This is a genomic window from Embleya sp. NBC_00896 (assembly GCF_045207785.1).
In the GTDB taxonomy this organism is placed as follows: Bacteria; Actinomycetota; Actinomycetes; order Streptomycetales; family Streptomycetaceae; genus Embleya.
The window spans coordinates 2,667,982-2,692,531 of the sequence record NZ_CP108776.1 but is presented as its reverse complement, the minus strand read 5'-3'; the positions used below and the strand labels follow the sequence as shown (position 1 = coordinate 2,692,531).

Below are 24,550 nucleotides of genomic sequence, written 5' to 3'. Positions count from 1 at the left end.
CCGCCGCGGGTGGGTGTGGCGGCCGCACGAGCGGGTCGTAGCGCAGGCCCGCCGTCGTCAGGGCCGCGAGCGGCCGACGTCGGCGCGCGGGGTCACGCCTGGCCGATCGATTGGCGTTCGGATCAATGTCTCGGTAGTGCAGGCGCTTGGCGGCGCCGATCCGTGGCGAGGAGTTCCGCATGCGCGTGGCACGGCACACCCGGCGCGAGGCGGGCCGCGAGAGCGAGTACGAGCAGGCTCGTCGCGACGTGCCGGCCGAGGGCGCAGGGCGCGGCGGCGGGCCCCACAGGTATGGAGACTGTGACCCGCGTGCGAGAGGGTTCCCCCGAACGGCCGTGATCGGGCTGTTCACCACGTGGAGGGGGAACACGGGGCCATGCACATGTCATACAAGGGACATCGCGTCGCGATCGCGCTGGTGATGGTCGGCATGCTGGCCGCTCTGATCACCCTCGTCTGGGATTCGGACAGCACCGGGAACGCGGTGCGCAAGCAACCGGGGCGGGTCCCGGCGCCGCCCGCGACGTCGCCACCGGGGTCGTCGGGATCGGCCGCGAAGCAACCGATGAGCTTTACCCTGACGACCACGGGGGACGTACTCGCCTACCCCACGATCATCACCCAGTCGCAGCGCGACGCGGGCGGTTCCGGGCAGGACTTCCATGAGATCTTCGCGGACGTCGTACCGCTGGTGCAGCGGTCCGACCTGGCGATCTGTCACATGGAGACCCCGTACGGCCCGCCCGAGGGCCCGTTCACGGGCTACCCGATCTTCGCCGCGCCGCCGCAGATCGCGCAGACGCTCGCGGACACCGGGTACGACAGCTGCTCGACCGGGTCCAACCACACCCTCGACGGCGGTTTCAAGGGGGTCCAGCGCACCCTGGAGGCCCTCGACGCGGCGGGCGTGCGGCACGCCGGCAGCGCGCGCGACGAGCAGGAGGCCGCGCCGACCATCCTGGACGTCAAGGGCGTCAAGGTCGCGCACCTGTCCTGGACGTACTCCACGAACGGGATCCCGCTGCCCGCCGACAAGCCCTGGGTGGTGAACGTGATCGACCGGCAGCGGATGATCGACCAGGCCCGGGCCGCCCGCGCCGCCGGTGCCGAAGTGGTCCTGCTCAGCGTGCACTGGGGCACCGAGTGGCAACGCGAGCCGGACGAGCAACAGCGCACGCTGGCGAGGGAGTTGACCGCGTCGACGCACGACGGGGTCAAGGACGTCGACCTCATCATCGGCACGCACAACCATGTGCCGCAGGCGTACGAGAAGGTCAACGGCACGTGGGTGATCTACGGCATGGGTGACGAACTCGCGAACTTCCCGGACAAGCCGCGCGGCAACTACAGCTCGGCCGGGCAGTTCACGTTCTCGCGCGACGCGGCGGGCGGGTGGAGCGTGACCGAAGCGCGGTTCCGGCCGCTGTTCTCGAACCCCGGGCCGCCGTTCCGGATCGTCGACGTGAACAAGGCGCTCGCCGATCCGCAGACCGGTGAGGGCACGCGGGCGCAGTTGGAGACCGTGCGCACGACGGTGAGCGACGCGGTCCTGTCGGAGGGCGCGGCGGGGGCGGGTTTGGCGGAGGCGAAGCCTTAGCGTTGCCCGCTTGCCCGCTTGCCCGCTTGCCCGCTTGCCCGCTTGCCCGGGTACCCGAGTGCTTGAGGGTTCGGGTGCTTGCGGGCTCGGGCGGTCGCTCCTTCAGTCGAGGGGGAGGGCGTTCCAGAAAGCCAGTTCGTAGCTCTGCATCATGCGGGCGGCGATCTTGGCGCCCTCCTGGTCGTCGCCGGCGTCGAGGCCGGTCTGCAGCAGCGTCAGGGCCGCGTCCTCGAAGCCCGGCGGCAACGACGAGAAGAAGGTGAAGAAGGCGACCTGATCCTCGGTCAGCTCGTGGTGGGTGCGCAGCGCCCGGCCGAAGCGGCCGCAATAACCGCCCCAGAAGCCGAAGTTGGCGAGCAGGGCGAGGGAGACGTCGGCGCGCGAGCCGAACTGGGCGAGCCAGGCCAGGTGGTGCGGGTAGCCCTGGGCGTCGGCCTGCGGCTCGTATGCCACCAGGTCGGCCGCGGTCATCCCGACCGCGTCCGCGTACGGCATCAGCAGCTGCAACGCCTGGCCCTCGCCGCCCGCGAGGGTCAGGAACAGCGGGGCGGCCTCCGGGAATCGGGCCGCGAGCAGGGCGAACGAGCGGCGGTCGCTGGAGATGATCCGGTACTCCTCGCCCGCGATCCGCCGCAGCGCGTCGGCCGGGACCGGTCCGGCCTCGGCGTGCTCCACGAACCGGTTCGTCGAATCCGCGGTCAGGTTTTGCACCACCTGTGTGTAGAGCATCCGTGCGTCCATCGCGCCACCGTCCGACTCGTCGTGATCCCGCCTCCGGCTCGGGCGCGATCGTCGGCCCGATCGTAACCGCGAGGCAACCGAACGACTGCCCAATGCCACACCGCGTCATTAGGCTCTGGCGGCACGGGCCGACAGAGGGAGCGGACGTGGTCGAAGACGGCAGGGAGTTGCCCAAGGAACTTCGCGACGTGCTGCGCGAAGCGGGGCGGCGGCTGCGCTACGACCGCGGTGACGCGCTGTTCATGGAGGGCGACCACCCGCGCCACGTCGTGCTGATCGAGCACGGCCAGGTCAAGATCGAGCGCGCGACCGCGGACGGTTCCGCGGTCACCATCGCGGTGCGCGGCCCGGGCGAACTCGTCGGCGAACTCGCGTGCATCGACGGGCGCGGACGGTCCGCGACCGTTGTCGCACTGGGGCCCGTCATGGCCGTACTCGTACCGTTGAGCCGCTTTCGCGACCTGCTCAACACGAACGCCCCGCTCGTGTACGCCGTTTTGGTCCGCACCGTGCAGCGGATTCGCGAGTCCGACCGCTGGCGGGTCGAGTACGGCGCGCTGGGGACCGGCCGTCGGGTGGCCCGCGCGCTGGCCGACCGGACGGTGGGCGGCGCCGACGGTTCGTGCGTGATCCGTACCACGCAGCAGGAACTGGCCGACGCGATCGGCGTCTCGCGCGAATCCGTGGTGCGGGCACTGCGCGTGCTGCACGAGTCCGGCCTGGTCGAGACCCGCCGGGGCAGCATCCGGATCCCCGATCCGCCCGCGCTGCGCGAATGGGCCGACGGATAACGCGTTGTGTGTCATCTGACGCGTACAGGCGGGCCGTCGCGAGGGTACTTCTAGAGGGCGGAAGCGCGGGGCAGGGAAAGCGCGGGCATCGGAAAGCGCACGGCGCGGCGAGGGGGAATCCGTGGGAGCCAAGTCGCGATACATGTCGATTCTGGTGCTCGATGTCGAGCGGTTCGGCAGGCGTTCGGACGTGACACAGGAGTGGGTGCGAGGGCGGCTGTACGAACTGCTGCACTCCGCACTCGAATCGGCCGGGATCGCCTGGGACGCGTGTGTGGTCGAGGATCGCGGCGACGGGGCGATCCTGCTGATCCCGCCGAACGTGCCCAAGGAGGATCTGACCGACCTGTTCATCGATCGCCTGCACGCCGGACTGCGCAACCACGACCGGCACGCGAGCGACGAGGCGCGGATCCGGCTGCGGGTGTCGCTGCACGCGGGCGACGTCGTGCAGGACACCCGCGGCTGGTCGGGCAGCGCGATCAACACCGCGTGCCGACTGGTCAACGCCGACCCGTTGCGCGACGTGCTGGCCGCGGCCGATCGGGCCTGTCTCGCGCTGATCGTCTCGGACCCATGGCACGAGGCGGTCGTGGTGCCCGAGCGCGGCGGGCTCGAGCGCAGTACATACGGGGAGGTCCACGTGTTGGCCAAGGAGGTCGACGAGAGCGCGTGGGTCTACGTACCCGGTTATCAGCGTCCACCCGCCACGGACACCGATCACGTGGCGACACCGCCGAAGAGGCGCGGGGCGGCTGTCCGGCGCGGGGGGCCGGACAGAAGCCTCAGCTTCAACGGCGGGTTCGTCGACCGCGGTGACGTGGTGGGTGGGGACACTCTCGGGCGCTCGCGCGACGAGGCCTGAAGGACTGCCGACACCGGCGGGCCTTGGAGGGAGAGGCCCGGCGGTGATCGGCATGCCGGGGGACGGCCGTGTGGGGGCACGGCCGTTCGTCGGTCGGTGACGCCTGCGTGATCCGGGCGCCGGCGCCGGTCGTGGGCGGGATCCGGCTCGATCGGGTGGCGGCGGCTTGCTTTGTGTTCGGCGGAGTTCGAAGATTTGGGGTTATGGGACCTCTGAAGCCGGACTTGGCCGAACTGATCGTCGGATTCATCCTCTTCGTGTTGCTGTTCACGGTTTTCGCGAAGGTGCTGCTGCCGCGGATCGCCCTCACGATCGCCAAGCGGCACGACGCGCTCCAAGGCGGCTTCGATCGGGCCACCGCCATTCAGGAGGAGAGCGAGGAGGCGCTGCGCGAACTGCGGGCGCAGATGGTCGAAACCCGCAAGGAAGCCGCGCTGATTCGGCAGCAGGCCGCCGAGGAGGGTGCCCGGCTGATGGCCGAGGCGCGCGCCGAGGGTCAGCGGATCCGCGATGAACTCGTCACCTCGGGGCACGAGCGGCTGGACGCGGACGTCTCCCTCGCCGCCGCGTCGTTGCACGCGGAGCTGGGCCTGATCGCGACCGACCTCGCGGGCCGGGTGCTGGGCGAGCCGGTCGGCTCGGTGGTGGCCGACAGCGACGTGATCGAGCGGTTCATGGCGGAACTGGCCGAGCTGGACACGGCGGCGGAGCCGGACGCGGGCCCGGGTGCGGCCCCCGGGGCGGACAAGGGCTGACGACCGATCGGCGTGGCGGGGACTTCGCGTCCCGGCCACGCCTGCGCGTCGGTCAGCCCCGGTGGTCGGGGTCCGGCTCGAACTCCGGGTAGTACTCGGGCTCCGGCTCGAAGTCGGGTTCGAAGTCCGGCTCGTAGTCGGGTTGGTAGTCGGGCAGCGGCTCGCGGATGAGTTCGGCCACGGGTTCGCGGATCAGTTCGGCCGCGGGGGCCCGGGTGGTCCCGGACGCCGGTGCGGCCTTGGCCGCGGGCGCTGCCGGGGTGCTGCCGGCCAGGGTGTCCAGGATCGGCTGCCCGTACTTCGCGAGCTTGTTCTCGCCGATGCCGCTGATCGTGCCGAGCTCGGCGAGTGTGGTCGGCCTGGTCGTGGCGATCTCGCGCAGCGTCGCGTCGTGGAAGATCACGTAGGCCGGTACGCCCTGTTCCTTCGCGGTCGCCCCGCGCCACGTGCGCAGCTCCTCGAAGACCGGGACGGCCTCCGCCGGCATCTCGATCGGGGCCGCCTTGCCCTTGCCGGACTTGGCCGCCTTGGCGGCCTTCGCGGCCCGGGCGGGCCGCTCGGGCTCGCGGCGCAGCAACACCTCGCGTCGGCGGCCGAGCACCTCGTCGCTCTCCTCGGTGAGCACGAGAGCGTTGAACGCGGGCTCGACGGCGAGCAGCTTCATCGCGAGCAACTGCCTTACCACGCTCATCCATTCGGTCCGGCCGAGCTCGGTGCCGATGCCGAAGACGCGGAGCGTGTCATGGTCGAACTGGATGACCTTGGCCGTCTTCGCGCCGAGCAGGATGTCGACGATCTGGCCCGCGCCGAACTTCTGTCCGCGCCGTTCGTGCTTGAGCCGCCACACGGTCGACAACACCTTCTGCGCCGCGATGGTGCCGTCCCAGGACGCCGGCGGCGACAGGCACGTGTCGCAGTTGCCGCAGGCGGTGCTCTCCTGGCCGAAGTACGCGAGCAGCCGGACGCGCCGGCACTCGACCGTCTCGCACAGCGCCAACATCGCGTCGAGGTGCGCGCCGAGCCGGCGGCGGTGGGCCAGGTCGCCCTCCGAGCCGTCGATCATCTTGCGCTGCTGCACCACGTCTTGGAGGCCGTACGCCAGCCACGCGGTGGACGGCAGCCCGTCGCGCCCGGCGCGGCCGGTCTCCTGGTAGTAGCCCTCGACCGATTTGGGCAGGTCCAGGTGCGCGACGAAGCGCACGTCGGGCTTGTCGATGCCCATCCCGAACGCGATGGTCGCGACCATCACCATGCCGTCCTCGCGCAGGAACCGCGACTGGTTGGCGGCGCGCACGCGCGAGTCGAGCCCGGCGTGGTAGGGCAGGGCGTCGATGCCGTTGTCGACCAGGAACGCGGCGGTCTTCTCCACCGAGGCCCGGGATAGGCAGTAGACGATGCCCGCGTCGCCGGGGTGCTCGGCGCGGAGCAGGTCGAGCAGCTGCTTCTGCGGCTTGTCCTTGTGCACGATCCGGTACTGGATGTTGGGCCGGTCGAAGCTGGCCACGAAGTGCCGGGCCTGCTGCAGGTTCAACCGCGAGGCGATCTCGGCGTGGGTGGCCTCGGTCGCGGTGGCGGTGAGCGCGACGCGCGGGACGTCCGGCCAGCGCTCGTGCAGCTGGGAGAGGGTCAGGTAGTCGGGCCTGAAGTCGTGACCCCACTGCGCGACACAGTGTGCCTCGTCGATCGCGAACAGTGAGACGGTGCCCCGGTCCAGGAGCCGCAGGGTGGCGTCGACCTTCAGCCGCTCCGGCGCGAGGTAGAGCAGGTCGAGTTCGCCCGCGAGGAACTCCGACTCGACCATCCGCCGCTCGTCGGGGTTCTGCGTCGAGTTGAGGAACCCGGCCCGCACGCCGAGCGCGGTGAGCGCGTCGACCTGGTCCTGCATCAGCGCGATCAGCGGCGAGACGACCACCCCGACGCCTTTTCGGACCAGCGCGGGAATCTGGTAGCAGAGCGACTTCCCACCACCGGTGGGCATGAGCACGAGGGCGTCGCCGCCCTCGATCACGTGGTCGATGATCTCCTGCTGATTCCCGCGGAAGGAGTCGTAACCGAAGACGCGATGCAGAACCTGCAGCGCTTCGCTGATCTGAGGACCGTCGTCGAGCGCTGTCATCGGAGCAGTCTAAGAGGTCGCCACGACACGCGGGGCCGACCTGTGGACATCGGCGGCCGGCGTGCGGATCGGGCCGGGAACACGGGCCGATCGAGACGGCCGAGGGTCGGGTTTCGCCCACAGAGGGGATCGTCGCGCGGCTCGGGTTCCCGGAGGCGCTCGCGGGCGCGTTCGCCGAGGACCGGGCCATTTTCGAGCGAAGGACCGGGCCATTCCCGAGCGAAGGACCCGGCCATTTCCTGAGCGAAGGACGCGGACCTTCGCGATCGTGCGGGGGGCCGCCGCGTCGTGCCGGGTGGGTGCCGGTGCCGTGACCGTTCGGCCACGGCACCGGCACCCGGTCAGGGCTGTACGACGCGGGGTACACCGAGTGGGTTGGCGTCGCGGAGTTCGGCGGGCAAGAGCGCGTCGGGCCAGTCCTGGTAGGCGGTCGGGACGAGCCAGCGGCGCAGCGCCGTGCCGCCGACGGAGGTGTGGGCGGGGGCGGTGGTGGCGGGCCAGGGGCCGCCGTGGTGCATCGCCCAGCAGACCGCGACGCCGGTGGGCCAGCCGTTGTGGACGAGGCGGCCGACGCGCGGGCGCAGGGTCGCGGCGACGCGGGCGGCGAGGGGGTGGTCGGCCTCGGTGGCGTGGACCGAGCCGGTGAGGCTGCCGGGGACCGCGGCGAGGGCGTCGACCAGGGCGTCTTCGTCGGTGTAGGTGACGACGAGGCCGGCGGGGCCGAAGGTCTCCCCGGTCAGTTCGGCGGCGTTCGCGGTGAACTCGGCGAGGGTGGCGTGCCACACGACGGGGGCCACGGCCCAGGCGTCGTCCGCGGCGGTGCCGCGGGCGATCTCGCGGTCGGCGCGGCCCGCCGTTTCGTGGGCGTACGTGTCACGGATGCGCTCGGAGAGCATGGCGCCGCCGGTCGCCGCGCGGGCGTGCTCGGTGATGCCGTCGAGCAGCTTGGCGTGTTCGGGGACGAACAGCAGGCCGGGGTTGGTGCAGAACTGGCCGGTGCCGAGCGTGAGTGAGCCGACGTAGCCCCGGGCGATCTCGTCGGCGCGTTCGTCGGCCGCGCCCGGCAGCACGACGACCGGGTTGACGCTGCCGAGTTCGCCGAAGAACGGGATCGGGTCGGGGCGCCGCGTGGCCAGGTCGTACAGGGCCCGGCCGCCCGCGAGCGAGCCGGTGAAGCCGACGGCGGCGATGCCCGGGTGGGCGACGAGCGGGCCGCCGGCGGCGCGGCCCGCGACCAGGCCGAGGACGTCCTCGGACACGCCCGCCCCAAGGAGCGCGGTACGCACGACGCGCGCGACCGCGGCCGAGGTCGCGGGGTGTGCCTCGTGGGCCTTGACCACGACCGGGCAGCCGGCCGCCCACGCGGACGCGGTGTCGCCGCCCGCGACCGAGAACGCGAAGGGGAAGTTGCTCGCCGAGAACACCGCGACCACGCCGATCGGATGCAGCATGCGGCGCACGTCGGGGCGGCCGATGGCGGGGTCGGCCGGGCTGAGCACCGCGTCGACGTGCGCGCCGTCGCGGAGCAGGCCGGCGAACATCCGCAGTTGCCCGGAGGTGCGGCCCACCTCGCCGGTGAGCCTGGCCTCCCCGAGCGCGGTCTCGGCGTCCGCGACCGCGACCAGCTCGGCGCGCGCGGCGTCGAGCGCGTCCGCGATCGCGTCGAGCACGTCGGCCCGTTCGGGCCCGGTCAGCGCGCCCCACGCGGGTGCGGCGGCGCGGGCCGCGGCGACGGCTCGGTCGAGGTCGGCCGGGGTGCTCGCGGGCAGTGGGTCGCCGACGGGGTCGCCGGTGCGCGGGCTGCGGCCCTGTACGACGTCGGCCATGGCGGGAGTCGGAGTCGACTCGGTCACGTGGTGCCCTCCGGGGTAGCGCCGGCCCGACTGCCTGATGGGGCGTCAAGCGGCTTCTCGGCATGGGTGTTGCGCGGTGTCTCCGGTGCGCCGTCGGGGTTGTCCGGCGGCGGGTCCAGGGTAGGTGAGGGGCCCGGCCCGGATCGGCTCCGTCGCGAAGTCCCCCGGACTTCCAGGCGGGTTGGGACCAGCAGTCCCGTCGGTGCCGGATCGCCCGTCTCCAGCGCCTTGATCAGCAACTCGATGCCCGCGGACGCTATTTCGACCGGGCGCAGGCTGAGGGTGGTGATCGGCGGGTCGGTCTCGGCGGCAGTGGGGTCGTCGCTGACACACACGATCAGCAGGTCGTCCGGGATGCTCAAGCCGTGGGCCCGGATGGTCTCCAGGATCAGTGGCGGGCTGGCCTCGGTGAGCACGAAGAGCGCGTCGGGCCGGTCGGCCATGTCCAGCATGCGGTCGATCGCCGCGCGCGTCGCCTGGTTGCCGGGGCGCGGGGTCAGGTCCACCACGGGGGTGAGTCCCCGTTCCCGGCACCACTGGTGATACACCGTCAGCGCCTGCTCGTAGAACAGCGCCGTCGAGTGCGCGCCCACCACGCCGATCCGCCGCGCGCCGCCCGCCTCCAGGTGGTCGAGCACGCCGCGCACCGCGGCGTCGTGGTCGATGTCCACCCAGTGCGCGCCGGGCATGCCCTCCACGCGGCGGTCCGAGATGACCGGGATCCGGGCCGCGAGGAAGTCCTCCACGAGCGGGTCGCCGGCCACCGGGTCGGCCACCACGGCGGCGTCGAGCGGCAGGTCCGCCCATTCGTCCCGTTCCGAGTGCGTCGGCAGCAGCACCAACGCGTAGCCATGGCTCAACGCGGCCTTCGCGGTGGCGTTGGTGAGCTGGGCGAAGTAGGGCGACTCCATGTACGACCACGGCGAGTCGATGTACTCGCGCACCGCGTAGCCGATCAGTCGCGCGTGCCCCGCGCGCAGCAGCCGAGCGGTCGCGTTCGGCCGATAGCCGAGTCTGCGCGCGGTCTCCTGCGCGTGCAGGCGCACCGCGTCGGACAGCCGGCCGGTGCCGTTCAGCGCGGCCGAGACGGTGGTCTTGGACAACCCCGCCTCCCGGGCCACGTCGACGAGTCGGACCCGGGGCACGGGCGCGGGCCGCTTGCCGCCGCCTCGCGATGAAGTGGTCATAGCCCACATGCTGCCGGCCCGCGATCCCTGAGTCACGCACCTGTTACAGCGCCATGACCTTTAGAAAACCGTTCCCGCAAACCCTTGTGCGGGAACGGTCCCGCATAAATACTCCACAGAACTTCAGCGCCCCGCTACCCCCTGGAAGAGGTGGGTTCTCTTGCGTATGCTCCGATCCGTCGCAGCGGTCGCCGTCGCGGCCGCGGCCGTGGCCGGTTGTTCCGGCGGCAAGTCCGACAACGCGAATCCCGGTGGCGGCTTCCAGGTGAGTCCGGACACCCCCGCGGCCAAGGGCAACATCCCCTCGGTGTCCTGGTCGCTGTACGCCGAGCCGCAGACGCTCGACTACCTGTACGCCTGGGACTACCCGATCAACACCGTGCTCGCGAACGTTTGCGAGCAGTTCCTGCGGACCACCCCGGACATGAAGATCGAGCCCGGCCTGGCCGCCTCGTACACCAACCCGGACCCGCTCACGTGGGTGTACAACCTGCGCGAGGGCGTCACCTTCCACGACGGCACGCCGATGACCTCCGCCGACGCGGTGGCCAGCCTCAAGCGGCACCTGGACCCCGAACTCGCGTCCGCCTGGGGCACCGCCTTCCGCAACGTCGCCTCGATCGACGCCACCGGGCCACTCCAGGTCACGATCAAGCTGACCAAGCCGGACGCGCTGCTCAACTCGCTGCTCGCGGCCTCGCCCGGCACGGTCGAGAGCGCCGCCTCGATCGAGAAGGCCGGCAAGGACTACGGCAACCCGCAGGGCGGGGTGAACTGCACCGGGCCGTTCGCGCTGGACAAGTGGACCCCGGGCGACTCGATCACGCTCAAGAAGAACCCGAAGTACTGGGACGCGAAGCTGGTCGCGAAGGCCGACGCGTTCAAGTTCGTCTTCATCCAGGACCCGTCCGCGCGCGTGAACGCGCTGATCTCGGGTTCGGTCGACGGCGGATACATGGCGCCGTCCAGCGCGTTCGCGCGGCTGCGGAACACCCCCAACGGCAAGCTCTACTTCGGTCCCAGCACCGGCAGTTACCTGCTTGCCGTGACCAACATGCAGGGCACCATGGGCGACCTGAAGCTGCGTCAGGCGCTGTCCATGGCGATCGACCGCACCGGCCTGATCAAGGCCGCGGCCGGCGGGGTCGCCACCGAGGCCAAGGGACTCAACCCGATCAGCGCGTGGGGCCTGGCCCCGGAGAAGGCGCCGAACTACTTCGCGACCCTCCCGCCGGTGAAGCAGGACCTCGCCGCGGCCAAGAAGCTCGTCGCGGAGGCCGGGGGCGGCTCGGGTAAGAAGATCGTGCTCGCGACCAGCCCGCTCGCACCGGAGATCACCGTCTCGGCCAACGCCATCCAGGCTGCCGGCAAGTCGATCGGGCTCGACATCGAGCTCAAGACCGTCACCCCGGACGCCTACACGGCGCTGTTCACCGACCCCGAGGCGCGCAAGGGCATCGACCTGGTCGTCACCAGCGGCTACACGAACACGCCGGATCCGCTGGAGTTCTACGAGTCGATGGTCACCGGGGCGTTCGCCAACTACGGCAACTACTCCAACCCCGAGTACGACAAGCTCTACGAGCAGGCGGCCGGCACCGCCGATCCCGCCGCGCGCTCGGACCTGACGTCCAAGCTGCAGGACATCGCGCTGCGCGACCTCACCGCGATCCCGCTCTTCGAGCCGCCGCACAACGTGTTCATGAACAAGCGCATCACGGGCGCCGCGCCCGGCATCGCGCAGCTGTACTGGCCGTGGGCCGCGACCGTCGGAGCCGCAGGCTGATGGCGCGTCACCTCCTGGGCCGTTTCCTCGGGTTGGCGATGGTGTTGCTGGTGACCTCGTTCCTGGTCTTCAGCGCGATCCACCTCGCCCCCGGGGATCCGGTGACCTTCCTGCTCAAAGGGCACCCGGCGACGCCGGAGGCCAAGGAAGCCATACGTCTCCAGTACCACCTGGACGACCCGTTCCTGTCGCAGTACGCGCAGTGGCTCGGCGACGTGTGCACCGGCGACTTCGGCCGCTCGGTGCAGTTCCGCCAGGACGTCGCCGACCTGATCTCCTCGCGCCTGCCCACGACGGCGTTCCTGATCGCCTACGCGGCGGTGCTGGTGATCGTCTCGGGCGTCGTGCTGGGCATCATCGCCGCGCTGCGCCCCGGCTTCGTGGACAAGTTCGTGCTGATCGCCACCGGCGTCGCGACCGCGACCCCCTCGTTCGTCGCCGCGATCGGCCTCGTGTCGTTCTTCTCGGTCAAGCTCGGCTGGTTCCCGACCTTCGGCGGCGGCTCGGGCTTCGGCGGGCGTGTCGAACACCTCACGCTGCCGGCCGTGGCGCTCGCGTTCACGCTCTCCGGGCTGCTCGCCCGGGTGACCCGCTCCTCGATGCTCGACGAACTCTCGCGCGAGCACGTCGAGGTGGCCCGCGCGCGCGGCGTCGCCGAGTCGAAGGTGGTCCGGCGACACGTGCTTCGCAACGCGCTCGGCCCGATCGTCACGGTCGGCGGCACGATGCTCGCCGGCCTGCTGGTGACCACGTCGATCGTGGAGACGGCGTTCTCGGTTCCCGGGGTCGGCTCGCTCCTGGTGACCTCCGTGAACGTCAAGGACTTCCCCGTCGTGCAGGCCATCACGCTGCTCACGGTGGCCGCGTTCGTCCTGGTCAACCTGCTGGTGGACCTGTTGCAACCGCTCGTCGACCCCCGGGTCTCCCTGACCGGGCGAGGTGCCTCGTGACCAAGATTTCGATCGACAAGACCGGCGGGGGCGAGACGCCCGCCGGGATGCCCGGCGAGACGCCCGGCGGGAGCGGCGCGGGCGGGATGAGTGGCGGGGGCGAGAGCGGCAAGGCCGACAACCTCGGTCGGACCGGCAAGGCCGGCGGGGTCGTTCGCCGGCCCGGCTTCGGCGCGTTGCGCGCGCTGCGCCAGGGCCCGCTGTTCGTCGGCGCCGTGGTCGTGCTCGCGCTGCTCGTCCTGATCGCGGTGTTCGCGCCGCTGATCGCGCCGTACGACCCCAACGCCGTGGACCTGTCCGCGACGCTGGCCGGCTCGACGTCCGACCACCTGCTCGGCGCCGACCAGTCCGGCCGCGACATCCTGTCCCGGCTCATCCACGGCGCGCGCACCGGCCTGCTCGGTCCGCTGCTCGTGGTGGTGCTGTCCACCGCCCTTGGCATCGTGTTCGGCGTCGCCGCCGCGTGGCGCGGCGGCTGGATCGACGCGGTCCTGTCCCGCTCGATGGACATGATGTTCGCGTTCCCCGGCCTGCTGATCGCGATCCTGTTCGTGGCGGTCTTCGGCGGCGGGCTGACCGCGCCGGTGATCGCGATGAGCGTGGCGTACACGCCGTACGTCGGTCGCCTGGTCCGCTCGGTCGCCGCGCAGGAGAAGGCCCGACCGTACATCGAGTCCTATCGCGTCCAGGGTTGGTCCGGCTGGACCATCTGCGTCAAGCACCTGATCCCCAACATCGCGCCCACCGTGCTGGCCCAGTCGGCGATCAACTTCGGCTACGCGCTGATGGACCTCGCCGCGCTGTCCTACCTCGGTTTCGGCGTCCAACCCCCGGACTCCGACTGGGGATCGATGATCAACGAGGGCCAGTCGGCGCTGCTCCAGAACGTGCTGCTGCCGTCGTTCGCCCCGGGCGTGTGCATCGTCGTCGCGGTCGTCGCGTTCGGCATCGTCGGCGAGGGCATCGCCGACCGAGTCGCGAAGCGGGAGCGGTGATCCCATGGCATTTCTGGAAATCGACGACCTGACGGTGCGTCTGCCCGAGGGGCGGGCCGCGCGCCCGATCCTCGACGGCGTGTCGCTGCGGGTCGAAAAGGGCGAAAGCGTGGGCCTCGTCGGCGAGTCCGGCTCGGGCAAGTCGGTCGCGTGCCGATCCGTACTCGGGCTGCTGCCGGCGAAGGCACAGGTGAGCGGCGAGGTCCGGGTGGACGGGCGGGACGTGCTCGGCCTGAACAAGGCGAGCCTGCGCTCGTTGCGCTCGCGCGAAGTGGCGATGGTCTTCCAGGACCCGCGCGCGTCGGTCAACCCGATGCGCCGGGTCGGTGACTTCCTCACCGAGGGCATGCGCGCCGCCGGCATCGCGCCCGCGGTTGCCGCGGCGCGCGCGCTCGAACTCCTGGAGGCGGTCGGCATCCGCGACCCCGAGGGCGCGATGCGACGCCACCCGCACCACTTCTCGGGCGGCATGCTTCAGCGGGTCGTGATCGCCGCGGCCCTCGCCGGTGAGCCGTCACTGCTGCTCGCCGACGAGCCGACCACCGCGCTCGACGTGACCACCCAGGCCGAGGTGATCGGGATCCTGACCCGACTCCAGGCCGAGCGCGGCACGGGCATGCTGTTCGTGACCCACGACCTCGAACTGGCCGCCGCGGTCTGCGATCGGGTCTACGTCATGTACGCGGGCCGGATCGTCGAGACGCAGACCGCCGAGGGCCTGTTCGCGAAGCCGCGACACCCGTACACCGCCGGCCTGCTCGCCTCGACGCCGCGGCTCGATCCGGACGCGGGACCGCCCAGGGCCATCCCGGGCCGCCCGGTCTCGCTCGCCGAGGCCCCCACCGGCTGCGCGTTCGCCGCGCGCTGCGCGCATGTACAGCCGCGGTGCACGGACGAGGCACCCGCGCTGACCCGGCACGACGACGCCTACGCGGCCTGTTTCCGCGCCGACGAGGGGATCCTGACGTGACGAACCGCTCCGCGGGCGCGGCCGACACCACGCTCGAAGTCACCGACCTGCGCAAGACGTTCGGCGACCACGCCGCCGTGGACGGGGTCTCGTTCACGCTCGCGCCGGGCGGCTCGCTCGGCATCGTCGGCGAATCCGGCTGCGGCAAGACCACGACCGCGCGCATGCTGGTCGGTCTGGCCACGCCGGACTCGGGCAGCATCCGGGTGGGCGGCCACGAGCGCGCCACGCGGACCGGCAACCGCACCGAACGGCTGGCCCGCGCGCGAGAGATCCAGATGGTCTTCCAGGACCCGTACCTGTCCCTGGACCCGCGGATCGCGGTCGGCGAGTGCGTCGACGAGGTGCTGCGCCTGCATTTCGGCACGCTGACGAAGGATCAGCGGGCGACGCGGGTGGCGGAGTTGCTGGACCAGGTCGGCCTGGGCGCGCGCGAGGCCACCGCGCTGCCGAAGGCGTTGTCCGGCGGTCAGCGTCAGCGGGTCGCGATCGCCCGCGCGCTCGCGGCCGAGCCGACGGTGCTCATCCTCGACGAGGCGGTCGCCGCGCTCGACGTGTCGATCCAGGCGCAGATCCTCGAACTCCTCGCCGGGATCAGGCGGGACGCGGGGGTGGGCTTCCTGTTCGTCAGCCACGACCTCGCGGTCGTCCGGCACATCACCGACGACGTGGTGGTCCTGCGGGCCGGCCGGATCGTCGAGGCCGGCCGCACGAAGGAGGTGCTGACGAATCCTCAGCACCCCTATACCCGGCTGCTGCTCGACTCCGTGCCGCGGGTCGGGTGGGACCCGGCCAGGATTGCAGCCGACCGGCGGGCGTTGGCGGCCGACGCCGTGGGGTGAGTTGGGGCGGTGGGCTCGGGGCTCGGTGGGCTCGGGGGCTCGGTGGGCTCGGCTCGGGGGGCTCGTGCGATGAGTTCGGTGGACTCGCGCGGTGAGTTCGGGCGGTGAGTTCGGGCGGTGAGGGCTCGGGGGCCTCGCGCGGTGGGTTCGGGCGATGGGCTTGCGCGGTGATCTCGTGCAGGGGTCTCACGGGGTGATCGCGCGCAGTGACTTTGTGTAGTGATTTTTGTGATCGGAAGGACGTGACCCAGTCATGAGCAACGAGACCGATTTCGCGGCGGGTACCGAGCGAACCTCGGCCGTGGTCGACGAACTGGCCTACCTGCCCGCGACCGAGGCGCTGCGGCGCTTCCGGGATCGCACGCTCTCACCGGTCGAGTTGATGACCGCCGTGATCGAGCGGGCCGAGGCCGTCGAGCCGAGCGTGAACTGCCTCGCCGAGCGGATCTACGACGAAGCCATGGCCGGCGCGCGGGCGGCGGAGGCCCGCTACGCCGGCAAGGGCGACGCGCCACGACCGCTCGAAGGGCTCGCGGTCGCGACCAAAGAGGAGCAGCCCATCGCGGGCCGGATCAGCTCCGAGGGCTCGGTGGCGTTCGCGGCCGAGATCGCCGAGGTCACGCACCCGGTGGTCGAGCGGGTGCTCGCGGCCGGCGGCATCGTGCACGCGCGCACCACGACCCCCGAGTTCAGCTGCGCGGCGTTCACCCGCTCGGAGCTGTGGGGCATCACCCGCAACCCGTGGAACCTGGCTTTCTCCCCGGGTGGTTCGTCCGGCGGCGCCGGTGCGGCGCTCGCGGCCGGCAGTACCACGCTCGCGACGGGTTCGGACATCGGCGGCTCGATCCGCATCCCCGCCTCGTTCACCGGCACGGTCGGGTTCAAGCCGCCGTACGGCCGGGTTCCGGCGATGCCGCCGTTCAACCTGGACACGTACTGCCATGACGGTCCGATGGCGCGCACGGTCGCCGACTGCGCGCTGCTGCAGAACGTGCTGGCCGGCCCGCACCCGCTCGACGGCGTGGCGCTCAGCCCCAAGTTGGTCCTGCCCACCGCGCCGGAGGGCATCGAGGGGCTGCGCGTGGCGCTCTCGATCACGCTGGGGGACTGGCTGATCGACCCCGAGGTCGAGGCGAACACGCGTGCCGTGGCGGACGCGTTGCGCGCGGCGGGCGCGATCGTCGAGGAGGTCCCGGTGGCCATCACCCGGCGGGACGTGATGGACACCGCGATGATCCACTTCGGCGCGATCTTCGGGTCATGGGTGCGCGGGGTGGCCGAGGAGTATGGCGACCAACTGAACGCGTACACACTCCAGTTCGCCGAGGACACGGTCGCCGCCGCCGAGCGGGGCGGGCTGCTCGCGGGCCTGGAGCGCGAGGCCGCGATCCAGGCCGAGTTGGGGCAACTGCTCGACCGGTACGACGTGTTGCTGTGCCCGACTGCCGGGATCCCCGCGTTTCTGGCGGACGACGACTACACCTCGACCAAGGTCACCATCAACGGCGTCGAGCTGGAGCACTACCTGGAGGCGTCGCTCACGACGGTGTTCAACATCGCCAGCCGCTGTCCGGTGCTGAGCGTGCCGTCGGGCCGCGCGTCGAGCGGAGTGCCGACCGGGGTGCAGATCGTCGGGCGGTTCTACGACGACGAGATGGTGTTCCGGGTGGCGGCGGCGCTGGAGCGGGTGCGGCCGTGGGACTACGTGGGCGCGGGTATTCCGGCGCTCTGAGCAGGTTGGGCTGGGATCGGGCTGTTCTCGGCTGTTCTCGGCTGTTCTTGGGCGCTGGGCTCGGGCTGTCCTGGGCTGTTCTCGGGTTGGGCTCGGTCTGAGCTCGCGCTCTGTTCTCGGGCTGAGCTCGGTTTGTTCTCGGGCTCCGTGCTTGGGCTCTGTTCGCGGGTCTCGTCTTGGGCTCTCGGCTTCGGGTTCTCGATCTTTCGGTGTAAATCAATGCAATTAGGTACAAGGAGTTCCATGTCCACCCCTGCCGATGTCGTCTTCCGCGGTGGTTCGGTCCATACGATCGACGCCGCGCGCCGCCGGGCCACGGCGGTGGCCGTGCGCGACGGGCGGATCGTGGCCGTCGGGCACGACGCGGATGTGCGCGAGCTGATCGGTTCGCGCACCGACGTGATCGACCTGACCGGCCGCGCGCTCGTGCCCGGCTTCCAGGATTCGCACGTACACCCCGCCCTCGCGGGCATGACGCTGATCCGCTGCGACCTCTCGGACGCGCGGGACGCGGACTCGACGTTCGCCCTGATCCGCGCGTACGCGGCCGCCCGGCCCGACGAGGAGTGGATCAGCGGCGGCGGTTGGAACATGGAGGCGTTCGCGGGCGGTACACCCAGCCGGCAGCAGTTGGACGCGATCGTGCCCGACCGCCCGGCGTTCCTGATCAACGCCGACGGCCACGGCGCGTGGGTCAACACCCGCGCGCTCGAACTCGCGGGCGTCGGGCGGGACACCCCGGATCCGGCCGACGGGCGGATCGAGCGCGAGCCGGACGGCACCCCGCAGGGCACCCTGCACGAGGGCGCGACCGCGCTGGTCGGCGACCTCGTGCCGGGCCTGGACGCGGCCGACGGCCTGCGCGCGCTGCTCGCGGGCCAGGCGCGGATGCACTCGGTCGGCGTGACGGCTTGGCAGGACGCGATGGTCGGTTCGGCACATCCGGGCCTGGACCCGCTGGAGTCCTATCTGACGGCGGCCCGTTCGGGGCAGCTGACCGCGCGCGTCGTGGGCGCGCTGTGGTGGGAACGGGACCAGGGCGCCGAGCAGTTGGAGCGGCTGCTCGAACTCCGCGCCTCCTCGTCGGTCGGGCGGTTCGTGGCCACCAGCGTGAAGATCATGCAGGACGGGGTCGCGGAGAACTTCACGGCCGCGATGAACGACCCGTACTTCGACGGCTGCGGCTGCCACACCGGCAACAGCGGACTGAGCTTCGTGGACCCGGCGGCGCTGCGCGAGCACGTCACGCTGCTCGACGCGCACGGGTTCCAGGTGCACGTACACGCGGTCGGCGACCGGGCCGCGCGCGAGGCGCTGGACGGCTTCGCGCAGGCGCTCGCGGCGAATGGGCGGGCGGATCACCGGCATCACATCGCGCATCTCCAGGTGGTCCACCCCGACGACGTGCCGCGCTTCGCGCAGCTGGGCGTGACGGCCAACATGCAGCCGCTGTGGGCCGCGCACGAGGCCCAGATGGACGAGCTGACCATCCCGTTCCTGGGTGACGAACGGGCCGCGTGGCAATACCCGTTCGGCGACCTGCTGCGCTCCGGCGCGACGCTGGCGGCAGGCAGCGACTGGCCGGTCAGCGCGCCGGACCCGATGTGGGGCATCCACACCGCGGTCAACCGGGTCCTGCCGTCCTTTGCCGAGCCGTCGGACACGGTCTTCCTGCCCGAGCAGCGGATCGACCTCACGGCGGCGCTCGCGGCGTACACGGTGGGCACGGCGTACGTGAACCACCGCGACCACGACACCGGCACGATCGAGGTCGGCAAGCTCGCCGACCTGGTCGTCCTGGACCGCGACCCGTACGCGGGGGCGCCGGCGGAGATCGGCGACACGCGCGTGCTGGGGACGTATGTCGAGGGCGCGGCCGTGTACACGGGGGAAGGGCTGTGACCGCGGGGGAGGGGCGATGACCGCGGCCTACGACGTGGCGGTGGTGGGCGCGGGCCTGGCCGGTCTGGTGGCGGCGCGGGAGCTCGCGTCGTCCGGGCTGCGTGTGGTGGTCCTGGAAGCGGGCGATCGGGTCGGCGGCCGGACGTGGTCGAAGGTCTTCCCCGGTACGGGAGTTCGGGTCGATCTCGGTGCGGAGTGGATCTCGGCGGAGTACCACCGGGCGCTGATGGCCGAGTACGAACGCTACGGCGTGGAGCTGGTGCCGGCGGGGGAGAGCGCGACACGTCAGGTGTGGTCGCTGGACGGTGAGGTGTCCGAGGGCGCGATGCCTCTGGTCGGGGCCGACCTGGCCGCGTGTGAGGGGTTGGTCGAGGAACTCACCTCGCTGGCCGCCGAGTTGACACCGTCGCAGGCGCCGGCGGGGTTGGATGTGGCATACGGCGAGCTGCTTGAGGGCCTGCCGGCGCGGGCGGCGGCGTACCTGTCGGTGCTCGGCGCCGCGTTGATGGGCGCGCGCCCCGAGGAGTATTCGGCGGTGGGCGTGATCGAGGACATCGTCGCGCTGGGCGGCGACCCGACGGCCGCGTTCGGCGGGGAGGACCAGCGGGCGGTGGGCGGCGCGGACGCGTTGGCGTTGGCGATGGCGGCCTCGCTCGGCGCCGAACTGCGGTTCGGGGCCCGGGTGGTGGCGGTGCGTCAGGAGGGGCCGGGCGTGGCGCTCGGGCTGGCCGACGGCACCGCCGTGACGGCCGCGGCGGCGGTGGTCGCGGCGCCGCTCAACACGTGGTCGGCGATCGCCTTCGAGCCCGCGCTGCCGCCGGCGGTGGCGGCACTGGCCGAGCAGGGCCACGCCGGCCGCTCGGTGAAGGTGGCGGCCCGGACGACCGGGATGCCCGTCGACGCCAAGGCGGCCTGTTGGCCGCCCGGCATCCTCGCCGCGTACAACGCCGGGGAGGACGTCTCCGTCGTCTTCGGCCTCGCCGAGAGCTTCGACCCGACCGACCGGGCCTCGATCGAGACGGCGGTGCGGCAGCTGTACCCGGACGCCCGCATCCTGGAGGTGCTCACCCACGACTGGTCCGCCGACCCACTGGCGCGGGGCACGTGGGTAGCCCCCCGCCCGGGCCAATGGCCCCTCTTCGCGGCGGCGCGGGAGCCACATGGGCGGGTGGTCCTGGCGGGCGGCGACATCGCACGCACGTCCCAGGGCTACATGGACGGCGCGGTTCTCTCGGGCCACGACGCCGCGGAGGCAGTGCGCGACCTGCTCGCGTAGCGGGCATCCGACTGGGGTGGGCGTCGTCTGCGGAGGAGGCGATGTCCACCCCTCAGTCATGTCAAGATAACCATGACAGAGATAGTCGACGCACAGATAATCGACCCGAGGTCGATCCCGATCCCGAGGCCGACGTCGAAAGGTCCGACATGCCGCTGACCCCCGAAGACAGTCCCGGCTTCCTCCTGTGGCACACGACGCTGCGATGGCAGCGCACGATGGCGGCCACCCTCGGCCCGCTCGACCTGACCCACCCTCAATTCGTGCTGCTGGCCAGCCTGTACTGGCTCGACACCCAGGGCGCCAAGCCCAACCAACTCACCCTGGCCACCCACGCCGGCATGGACGTCAAGACCGTCTCCCCAGTCCTGCGCCGCCTGGAATCCAAGGGCTACTTGACCCGAGCCACCGACCCGACCGATACCAGGGCGAAGCTCCTCCACATCACCACCCCCGGCGCCGACCTGGCCGCCAAGGCCATGCGCGCGGTGGAGGCGGCGGACGCGACCTTCTTCGCGGATGTTCCCGACCGGGCGAACCTGCTCAAGGCGCTGCGCCGGCTGTCCGGCACACTCGGCGAGTAGAAGCGAGGTGGCGGGTCGGGCCGAATGCGGTTTGATGTAGGCCGTGTCGATATTCACCGAGCAAGACCTCCTCGACGCCGCCGGATCGAAGTCGTTCGAGCGCGGCGAGGGCTACCTCGACGCGGTCGCGAATCTGACCGAGGACGGCCCCGGCGTCATCACCGCCGTGGTGTACGGAAACGACACCTACGACGTCGTCCTCGAATACGGGCCGGACGATCTCACCGGTGAGTGCGATTGCCCGTACGGCGACCAGGGCTACTTCTGCAAGCACTGCGTCGCGGTCGGCCTGGTCTTCCTGCGTACGGCCGAGGCCGGTCCGGTCGGGGAACCCCAGGGCGCCGCGATCGATCTGCGCGCCTACCTCGCCTCGCTCGACCACGGCGAACTCGTCGACCTCCTCGACGAGGCGGCCGGCAGCGATCCCGACCTGCGCCGCCGCCTCCACCTGCGCGCGGCCCGTACCGACGCCGGTGCCGGCCCGGACATCGCGGCGATTCGCGAGCACCTGGGCCGCTCGCTGCGTACCTACGGCTACCTGGACCGGCACGGCGCCCACACCTACGCCGGGGCGGTCGCCGACATCGCCGAGACGCTGGGGGAGTTGTCCGCCGCCGGCCACCATGTCGCCGTCATGGACCTCGCCGGCCGAGCCCTGGCCCTGATCGGCGCCGCCATCGAGGCGATCGACGACTCCGACGGCGGCATCACCGAGGAGGGCGAGGCACTGGTCGAACTGCACGCCGAAGCGTGCGCGACGGCCTCGCCCGACCCCGTCGAACTGGCCGACTGGCTCCTCGCTTTCCAACTCGCGAACCACAATTGGCCGGAACTGGCGATCCAGGACTACACGCAGCCGCTGGGGGACGCCGGCATCGCGCACTATGCCGCGCGCCTGCGCGAAGCCGGGTCCGCTGGGAACCGAGACGGATGGTTGATCCAGCACCTACGGGAAGACCTGGCCGAGGCCCAGGAAGACACCGACGCCCTCGTCGAAGCACTCGCCACCGACCTCACCCACGGCTACGCCTACCTCCGCATCGCCGACGCACTCACCGAAGCCGGCCGCGAAGACGAGGCCCTCACCTGGGCCGAACGCGGCGCCGCCGAACACCCGGAAGAACCCAGGCTCGCCGACTACCTGACCCACCGCTACACCACCGCCGGCCGCTACGCCGACGCCCTGAAAGTCCGCTGGGACCAGTTCCGACACCGACTCAGCGTCCCGGCACACCACCAACTCCTCGAAGCCGCAGCGGCGGCCGGAGAAGCCGACCACTACCGCGCCCAGGCCCTACAAGCACTACGAGACGCTGCCGAACAACCACAAACCCGCGCCCGAGCGGCCCAAGCCCTGATCGACATCCTCCTCACCGAAGACCGCTTCACCGAAGCCTGGCACGCGGCCGAAACCCTCGGCGCCACCCGCACCCAATGGCTCCACCTCGCCGACGCCAACCAAACCACCCGCCCGGATGACGCCCTCAAGATCTACCTACGAGAAGCCACCGCCCTCATCAAAACCACAACCAAACACGCCTACGCCCAAGCCGCAGACCTCCTGTCCCGCGCCCGCAACACCGCCCAAGCCACCAACCGCGACCCCATATGGCAAGCCGAATTCACCACGCTACGCACCACCCACCACCGCAAACGCAACCTGACCACCGAACTCGCCCGCCGCGGCCTCATTTGAGGCTCTGGAACGTCTGAGCGAACCTCCCCAAGCTCGTCTGGAGCCGGACGCAACTGGGGAACCGGCACCATTCGGCCCGATCGGCTGACCGCCCGACCGTGCTCTCACCGCCGCCGAGCGGATCAGTGTGCGCGGTGGGGTTCGCCAGTGCAGGCAGTTCGAGCTTCGCCCAGATGATCTTGCCAGCGGGGTGCCTGCGTTCGACGCCTCGACTGGTCGCAAGAGCGTCGACGAGGAGCAGACCTCGACCCGATTCGGCGGTGTCGGCGGGAAGGGTCGAGTGGATGGTCGGCATCCCGTCATGCCGGTCCGAGACCTCGACCCGCAAAGTAGCCGGCCCCGGCCGAGCCGACTCGATCGCCAGGCGAAGTTCGAAGCCGTGGTCGGATCCCCTTCCGTGGGTCACGGCGTTCGCGGCGAGTTCGGCCACGAGCAGGGCAACCGTTCGGGACGCATCCGACTCCTGCGGCCGGCCCCACGCGGCGAGTTGTTCCACCGCGACGAGACGGGCGGCGCGGGCACCGAAGGTGGTCGAGGCGAACCGGCGAACGAAATGCGCAGTGGAGAGCGCGAACCGGATGGGGGAGATTTCAGACTTCATGACACAGAGCGTTGCTCTGCGGACGTACCGTGACCAGGGGCGAAGTCGGTACGAGGCGTATGCGTACGGGCGGTTGCGGTTGGTTGTCCGGGCTGCGGGCCGTGACCGATGACGCACGCGCGCGCAGGTGAGGCGGTGGACGCTGTGACGGGTGCCAGTGCGAATGGCGAGGACGTGGCGGGCGGGGAGCGAAGGCCGGAGCCGCCGGAGGAGACGGATGGTGCCGCGGACTTCTTCCGGGCTATCGGCAAGCAGGTGAAGCTGCTGCGCGAGCGGGCGGCACTGACGCAGAAAGAGTTGGGGGATCGGCTCGGCTACGGCGAGGAGCAGATCTCCTCGGTGGAGCGAGGACGGCGCACGCCCCAGCCGGAGTTCCTGGATGCGGCGGACGACCTGTTGGGCGCGGGTGGGTTGTTGAAGGCCACGAAAGACGACGTGGCCAAGGCCAAGGCGAAGGCCCGGGTACGCCACCCGGCTTGGTTCAGGGACTATGCGCGGCAGGAAGACATGGCCGTCGAGCTCAACTACTACAGCACGATGGCCATCCCCGGCATCCTTCAAACCGAGGCCTACGCGAGGCAAGTCTTCGCTTCACAAAGGCCGCTACTCGACGAAGAGACCATTGAACAGCGCGTAACGGCACGGTTGGCACGGCAGGAGATCCTGACTCGATGGCCGCCTCCGACCGTGAGCTACGTCATCGAGGAATCCGTGCTCCAGCGGCGAATCGGGGATGCTGCCGTATACAGAGGAACGCTGGAGAACCTCCTGTGCCTTGGGCAGTTGCGCAACTCGGAGCTTCAGGTGATGCCCACCGACCGTGGCGAACACCCCGGGCTCGCCGGTCCGTTCACGCTTCTTACGCCCAGAGGCAAACCGCAGGTGGCCTACGTCGAGGTCCAGCACATCAGCCGGCTGATCTCGGACCCCGAGGAGGTGCGCGTGCTGGGAGCGAAATATGGAACCATCCGAGGGCAGGCGCTCACCCCGCAGGAGTCTCAGACCCTGATCGAGAAAATGCTGGGAGCACTATGAATATCGAGGACCACGCCCGTCACTCAAGCCCGTTGACCTGGTTCAAGAGCAGCTACAGCAGCGGCGAGGGCGGCGAATGCGTCGAGTTCGCCGCTGCCCCCGAAGCCGCCCACGTCCGTGATTCGAAGGTCGACCAGGGCCCCCGACTCACCTTCGCCCCCAACGCCTGGACCGGCTTCCTCGCCTCCACCGCCCGCTGACCCCAAGGCACGGCGGCGGCCCTACAGGGACAAGAACCCGACCGATTCCCGCAGAGCCGCCGCCGCGCCATCGAGG

General features: G+C 71.1%; 21 protein-coding genes. 16 read left to right on the top strand and 5 right to left on the bottom strand.

Annotation, left to right across the window (positions count from 1 at the left end; all coding sequences use genetic code 11):
* The first annotated feature begins 376 nt into the window (after positions 1-376).
* Complete coding sequence (locus OG928_RS11960; protein WP_406282850.1) at positions 377-1,597, top strand: CapA family protein; 1,221 nt, start codon at positions 377-379, stop codon at positions 1,595-1,597.
* Between the two features lie 102 nt (positions 1,598-1,699).
* On the opposite strand, the gene OG928_RS11955 is transcribed toward OG928_RS11960, so the two are convergent.
* Positions 1,700-2,338 carry a transcriptional regulator gene (locus tag OG928_RS11955; protein ID WP_406282848.1) on the bottom strand — a complete coding sequence of 213 codons (639 nt, stop codon included), beginning with the start codon at positions 2,336-2,338 and terminating at the stop codon, positions 1,700-1,702.
* A gap of 146 nt (positions 2,339-2,484) precedes the next feature.
* Here OG928_RS11955 and OG928_RS11950 point away from each other — a divergent pair, with 146 nt between their 5' ends.
* The 3 genes from OG928_RS11950 (at position 2,485) to OG928_RS11940 (ending at position 4,749) form a co-directional block, all read left to right on the top strand.
* The gene (locus OG928_RS11950; RefSeq protein ID WP_406282845.1) at positions 2,485-3,129 is read left to right on the top strand and encodes a Crp/Fnr family transcriptional regulator; all 645 of its coding nucleotides are present in this window, start codon (positions 2,485-2,487) and stop codon (positions 3,127-3,129) included.
* A 142-nt stretch (positions 3,130-3,271) separates the two neighbouring features.
* A complete protein-coding gene (locus OG928_RS11945) occupies positions 3,272-3,994 on the top strand; it encodes a hypothetical protein (RefSeq protein ID WP_406282842.1) in 723 nt (240 codons plus the stop codon).
* Positions 3,995-4,197: 203 nt separating this feature from the next.
* Positions 4,198-4,749: a hypothetical protein gene (locus OG928_RS11940; RefSeq protein WP_406282839.1), complete on the top strand. Its 552-nt coding sequence runs from the start codon at positions 4,198-4,200 to the stop codon at positions 4,747-4,749.
* A 52-nt stretch (positions 4,750-4,801) separates the two neighbouring features.
* Here the strand turns inward: OG928_RS11940 and recQ are convergent, their stop codons facing one another.
* The 3 genes from recQ to OG928_RS11925 form a co-directional block, all read right to left on the bottom strand.
* Entirely contained in the window at positions 4,802-6,865 is a 2,064-nt protein-coding gene (recQ, locus tag OG928_RS11935; RefSeq protein WP_406282836.1) for a DNA helicase RecQ, read from the bottom strand.
* A gap of 341 nt (positions 6,866-7,206) precedes the next feature.
* Positions 7,207-8,691 (bottom strand): aldehyde dehydrogenase (NADP(+)), encoded by a 1,485-nt coding sequence (locus OG928_RS11930; protein WP_406290919.1) that lies wholly within the window; start codon positions 8,689-8,691, stop codon positions 7,207-7,209.
* 23 nt (positions 8,692-8,714) lie between these two features.
* Complete coding sequence (locus tag OG928_RS11925) at positions 8,715-9,905, bottom strand: LacI family DNA-binding transcriptional regulator (protein ID WP_406282833.1); 1,191 nt, start codon at positions 9,903-9,905, stop codon at positions 8,715-8,717.
* Positions 9,906-10,071: 166 nt separating this feature from the next.
* On the opposite strand from OG928_RS11925, the gene OG928_RS11920 reads away from it, so the two are divergent.
* The 10 genes from OG928_RS11920 (at position 10,072) to OG928_RS11875 (ending at position 22,638) form a co-directional block, all read left to right on the top strand.
* A complete protein-coding gene (locus OG928_RS11920) occupies positions 10,072-11,691 on the top strand; it encodes an ABC transporter substrate-binding protein (RefSeq protein WP_406290918.1) in 1,620 nt (539 codons plus the stop codon).
* Complete coding sequence (locus OG928_RS11915; RefSeq protein WP_406282830.1) at positions 11,691-12,641, top strand: ABC transporter permease; 951 nt, start codon at positions 11,691-11,693, stop codon at positions 12,639-12,641. Before OG928_RS11920 ends, OG928_RS11915 begins: the two co-directional genes overlap by 1 nt.
* Positions 12,638-13,636 carry an ABC transporter permease gene (locus OG928_RS11910; RefSeq protein ID WP_406282827.1) on the top strand — a complete coding sequence of 333 codons (999 nt, stop codon included), beginning with the start codon at positions 12,638-12,640 and terminating at the stop codon, positions 13,634-13,636. Before OG928_RS11915 ends, OG928_RS11910 begins: the two co-directional genes overlap by 4 nt.
* 4 nt (positions 13,637-13,640) lie before the next feature.
* Complete coding sequence (locus OG928_RS11905) at positions 13,641-14,606, top strand: ABC transporter ATP-binding protein (protein WP_406282824.1); 966 nt, start codon at positions 13,641-13,643, stop codon at positions 14,604-14,606.
* Positions 14,603-15,448: an ABC transporter ATP-binding protein gene (locus tag OG928_RS11900; RefSeq protein WP_406282821.1), complete on the top strand. Its 846-nt coding sequence runs from the start codon at positions 14,603-14,605 to the stop codon at positions 15,446-15,448. The genes OG928_RS11905 and OG928_RS11900 overlap by 4 nt, the downstream gene beginning before the upstream one ends.
* Positions 15,449-15,701: 253 nt before the next feature.
* Positions 15,702-17,180, top strand: a complete 1,479-nt coding sequence (locus OG928_RS11895; protein ID WP_406282818.1) for an amidase — start codon at positions 15,702-15,704, stop codon at positions 17,178-17,180.
* A gap of 243 nt (positions 17,181-17,423) precedes the next feature.
* A complete protein-coding gene (locus tag OG928_RS11890; protein ID WP_406282815.1) occupies positions 17,424-19,082 on the top strand; it encodes an amidohydrolase in 1,659 nt (552 codons plus the stop codon).
* Positions 19,083-19,098: 16 nt separating this feature from the next.
* On the top strand, positions 19,099-20,358 hold the full coding sequence (locus OG928_RS11885) for a flavin monoamine oxidase family protein (RefSeq protein WP_406282812.1): 1,260 nt from the start codon (positions 19,099-19,101) through the stop codon (positions 20,356-20,358).
* Positions 20,359-20,507: 149 nt separating this feature from the next.
* Entirely contained in the window at positions 20,508-20,942 is a 435-nt protein-coding gene (locus OG928_RS11880; RefSeq protein ID WP_406282809.1) for a MarR family winged helix-turn-helix transcriptional regulator, read from the top strand.
* Between the two features lie 43 nt (positions 20,943-20,985).
* The gene (locus tag OG928_RS11875) at positions 20,986-22,638 is read left to right on the top strand and encodes an SWIM zinc finger domain-containing protein (RefSeq protein ID WP_406282806.1); all 1,653 of its coding nucleotides are present in this window, start codon (positions 20,986-20,988) and stop codon (positions 22,636-22,638) included.
* Here OG928_RS11875 and OG928_RS11870 read toward each other — a convergent pair.
* Positions 22,631-23,239 carry an ATP-binding protein gene (locus OG928_RS11870; protein WP_406282804.1) on the bottom strand — a complete coding sequence of 203 codons (609 nt, stop codon included), beginning with the start codon at positions 23,237-23,239 and terminating at the stop codon, positions 22,631-22,633. The two genes, OG928_RS11875 and OG928_RS11870, sit on opposite strands and share 8 nt — an antisense overlap.
* A gap of 135 nt (positions 23,240-23,374) precedes the next feature.
* Between OG928_RS11870 and OG928_RS11865 the strand changes: the two genes are divergently transcribed.
* Together OG928_RS11865 and OG928_RS11860 are read left to right on the top strand one after the other, a co-directional pair.
* Positions 23,375-24,274, top strand: a complete 900-nt coding sequence (locus tag OG928_RS11865; protein WP_406282801.1) for a helix-turn-helix domain-containing protein — start codon at positions 23,375-23,377, stop codon at positions 24,272-24,274.
* A complete protein-coding gene (locus tag OG928_RS11860; protein WP_406282798.1) occupies positions 24,271-24,474 on the top strand; it encodes a DUF397 domain-containing protein in 204 nt (67 codons plus the stop codon). Before OG928_RS11865 ends, OG928_RS11860 begins: the two co-directional genes overlap by 4 nt.
* Positions 24,475-24,550 lie beyond the last annotated feature (76 nt).

Coding starts and splice junctions, on each gene's coding strand:
- OG928_RS11915 (WP_406282830.1), top strand. CDS start 11,691: ATGGCGCGTCACCTCCTGGGCCGTTTCCTCGGGTTGGCGATGGTGTTG.
- OG928_RS11945 (WP_406282842.1), top strand. CDS start 3,272: ATGTCGATTCTGGTGCTCGATGTCGAGCGGTTCGGCAGGCGTTCGGAC.
- OG928_RS11920 (WP_406290918.1), top strand. CDS start 10,072: ATGCTCCGATCCGTCGCAGCGGTCGCCGTCGCGGCCGCGGCCGTGGCC.
- OG928_RS11940 (WP_406282839.1), top strand. CDS start 4,198: ATGGGACCTCTGAAGCCGGACTTGGCCGAACTGATCGTCGGATTCATC.
- OG928_RS11860 (WP_406282798.1), top strand. CDS start 24,271: ATGAATATCGAGGACCACGCCCGTCACTCAAGCCCGTTGACCTGGTTC.
- OG928_RS11955 (WP_406282848.1), bottom strand. CDS start 2,338: ATGGACGCACGGATGCTCTACACACAGGTGGTGCAAAACCTGACCGCG.
- OG928_RS11870 (WP_406282804.1), bottom strand. CDS start 23,239: ATGAAGTCTGAAATCTCCCCCATCCGGTTCGCGCTCTCCACTGCGCAT.
- OG928_RS11895 (WP_406282818.1), top strand. CDS start 15,702: ATGAGCAACGAGACCGATTTCGCGGCGGGTACCGAGCGAACCTCGGCC.
- OG928_RS11925 (WP_406282833.1), bottom strand. CDS start 9,905: ATGACCACTTCATCGCGAGGCGGCGGCAAGCGGCCCGCGCCCGTGCCC.
- OG928_RS11960 (WP_406282850.1), top strand. CDS start 377: ATGCACATGTCATACAAGGGACATCGCGTCGCGATCGCGCTGGTGATG.
- recQ (WP_406282836.1), bottom strand. CDS start 6,865: ATGACAGCGCTCGACGACGGTCCTCAGATCAGCGAAGCGCTGCAGGTT.
- OG928_RS11905 (WP_406282824.1), top strand. CDS start 13,641: ATGGCATTTCTGGAAATCGACGACCTGACGGTGCGTCTGCCCGAGGGG.
- OG928_RS11885 (WP_406282812.1), top strand. CDS start 19,099: ATGACCGCGGCCTACGACGTGGCGGTGGTGGGCGCGGGCCTGGCCGGT.
- OG928_RS11890 (WP_406282815.1), top strand. CDS start 17,424: ATGTCCACCCCTGCCGATGTCGTCTTCCGCGGTGGTTCGGTCCATACG.
- OG928_RS11930 (WP_406290919.1), bottom strand. CDS start 8,691: ATGGCCGACGTCGTACAGGGCCGCAGCCCGCGCACCGGCGACCCCGTC.
- OG928_RS11880 (WP_406282809.1), top strand. CDS start 20,508: ATGCCGCTGACCCCCGAAGACAGTCCCGGCTTCCTCCTGTGGCACACG.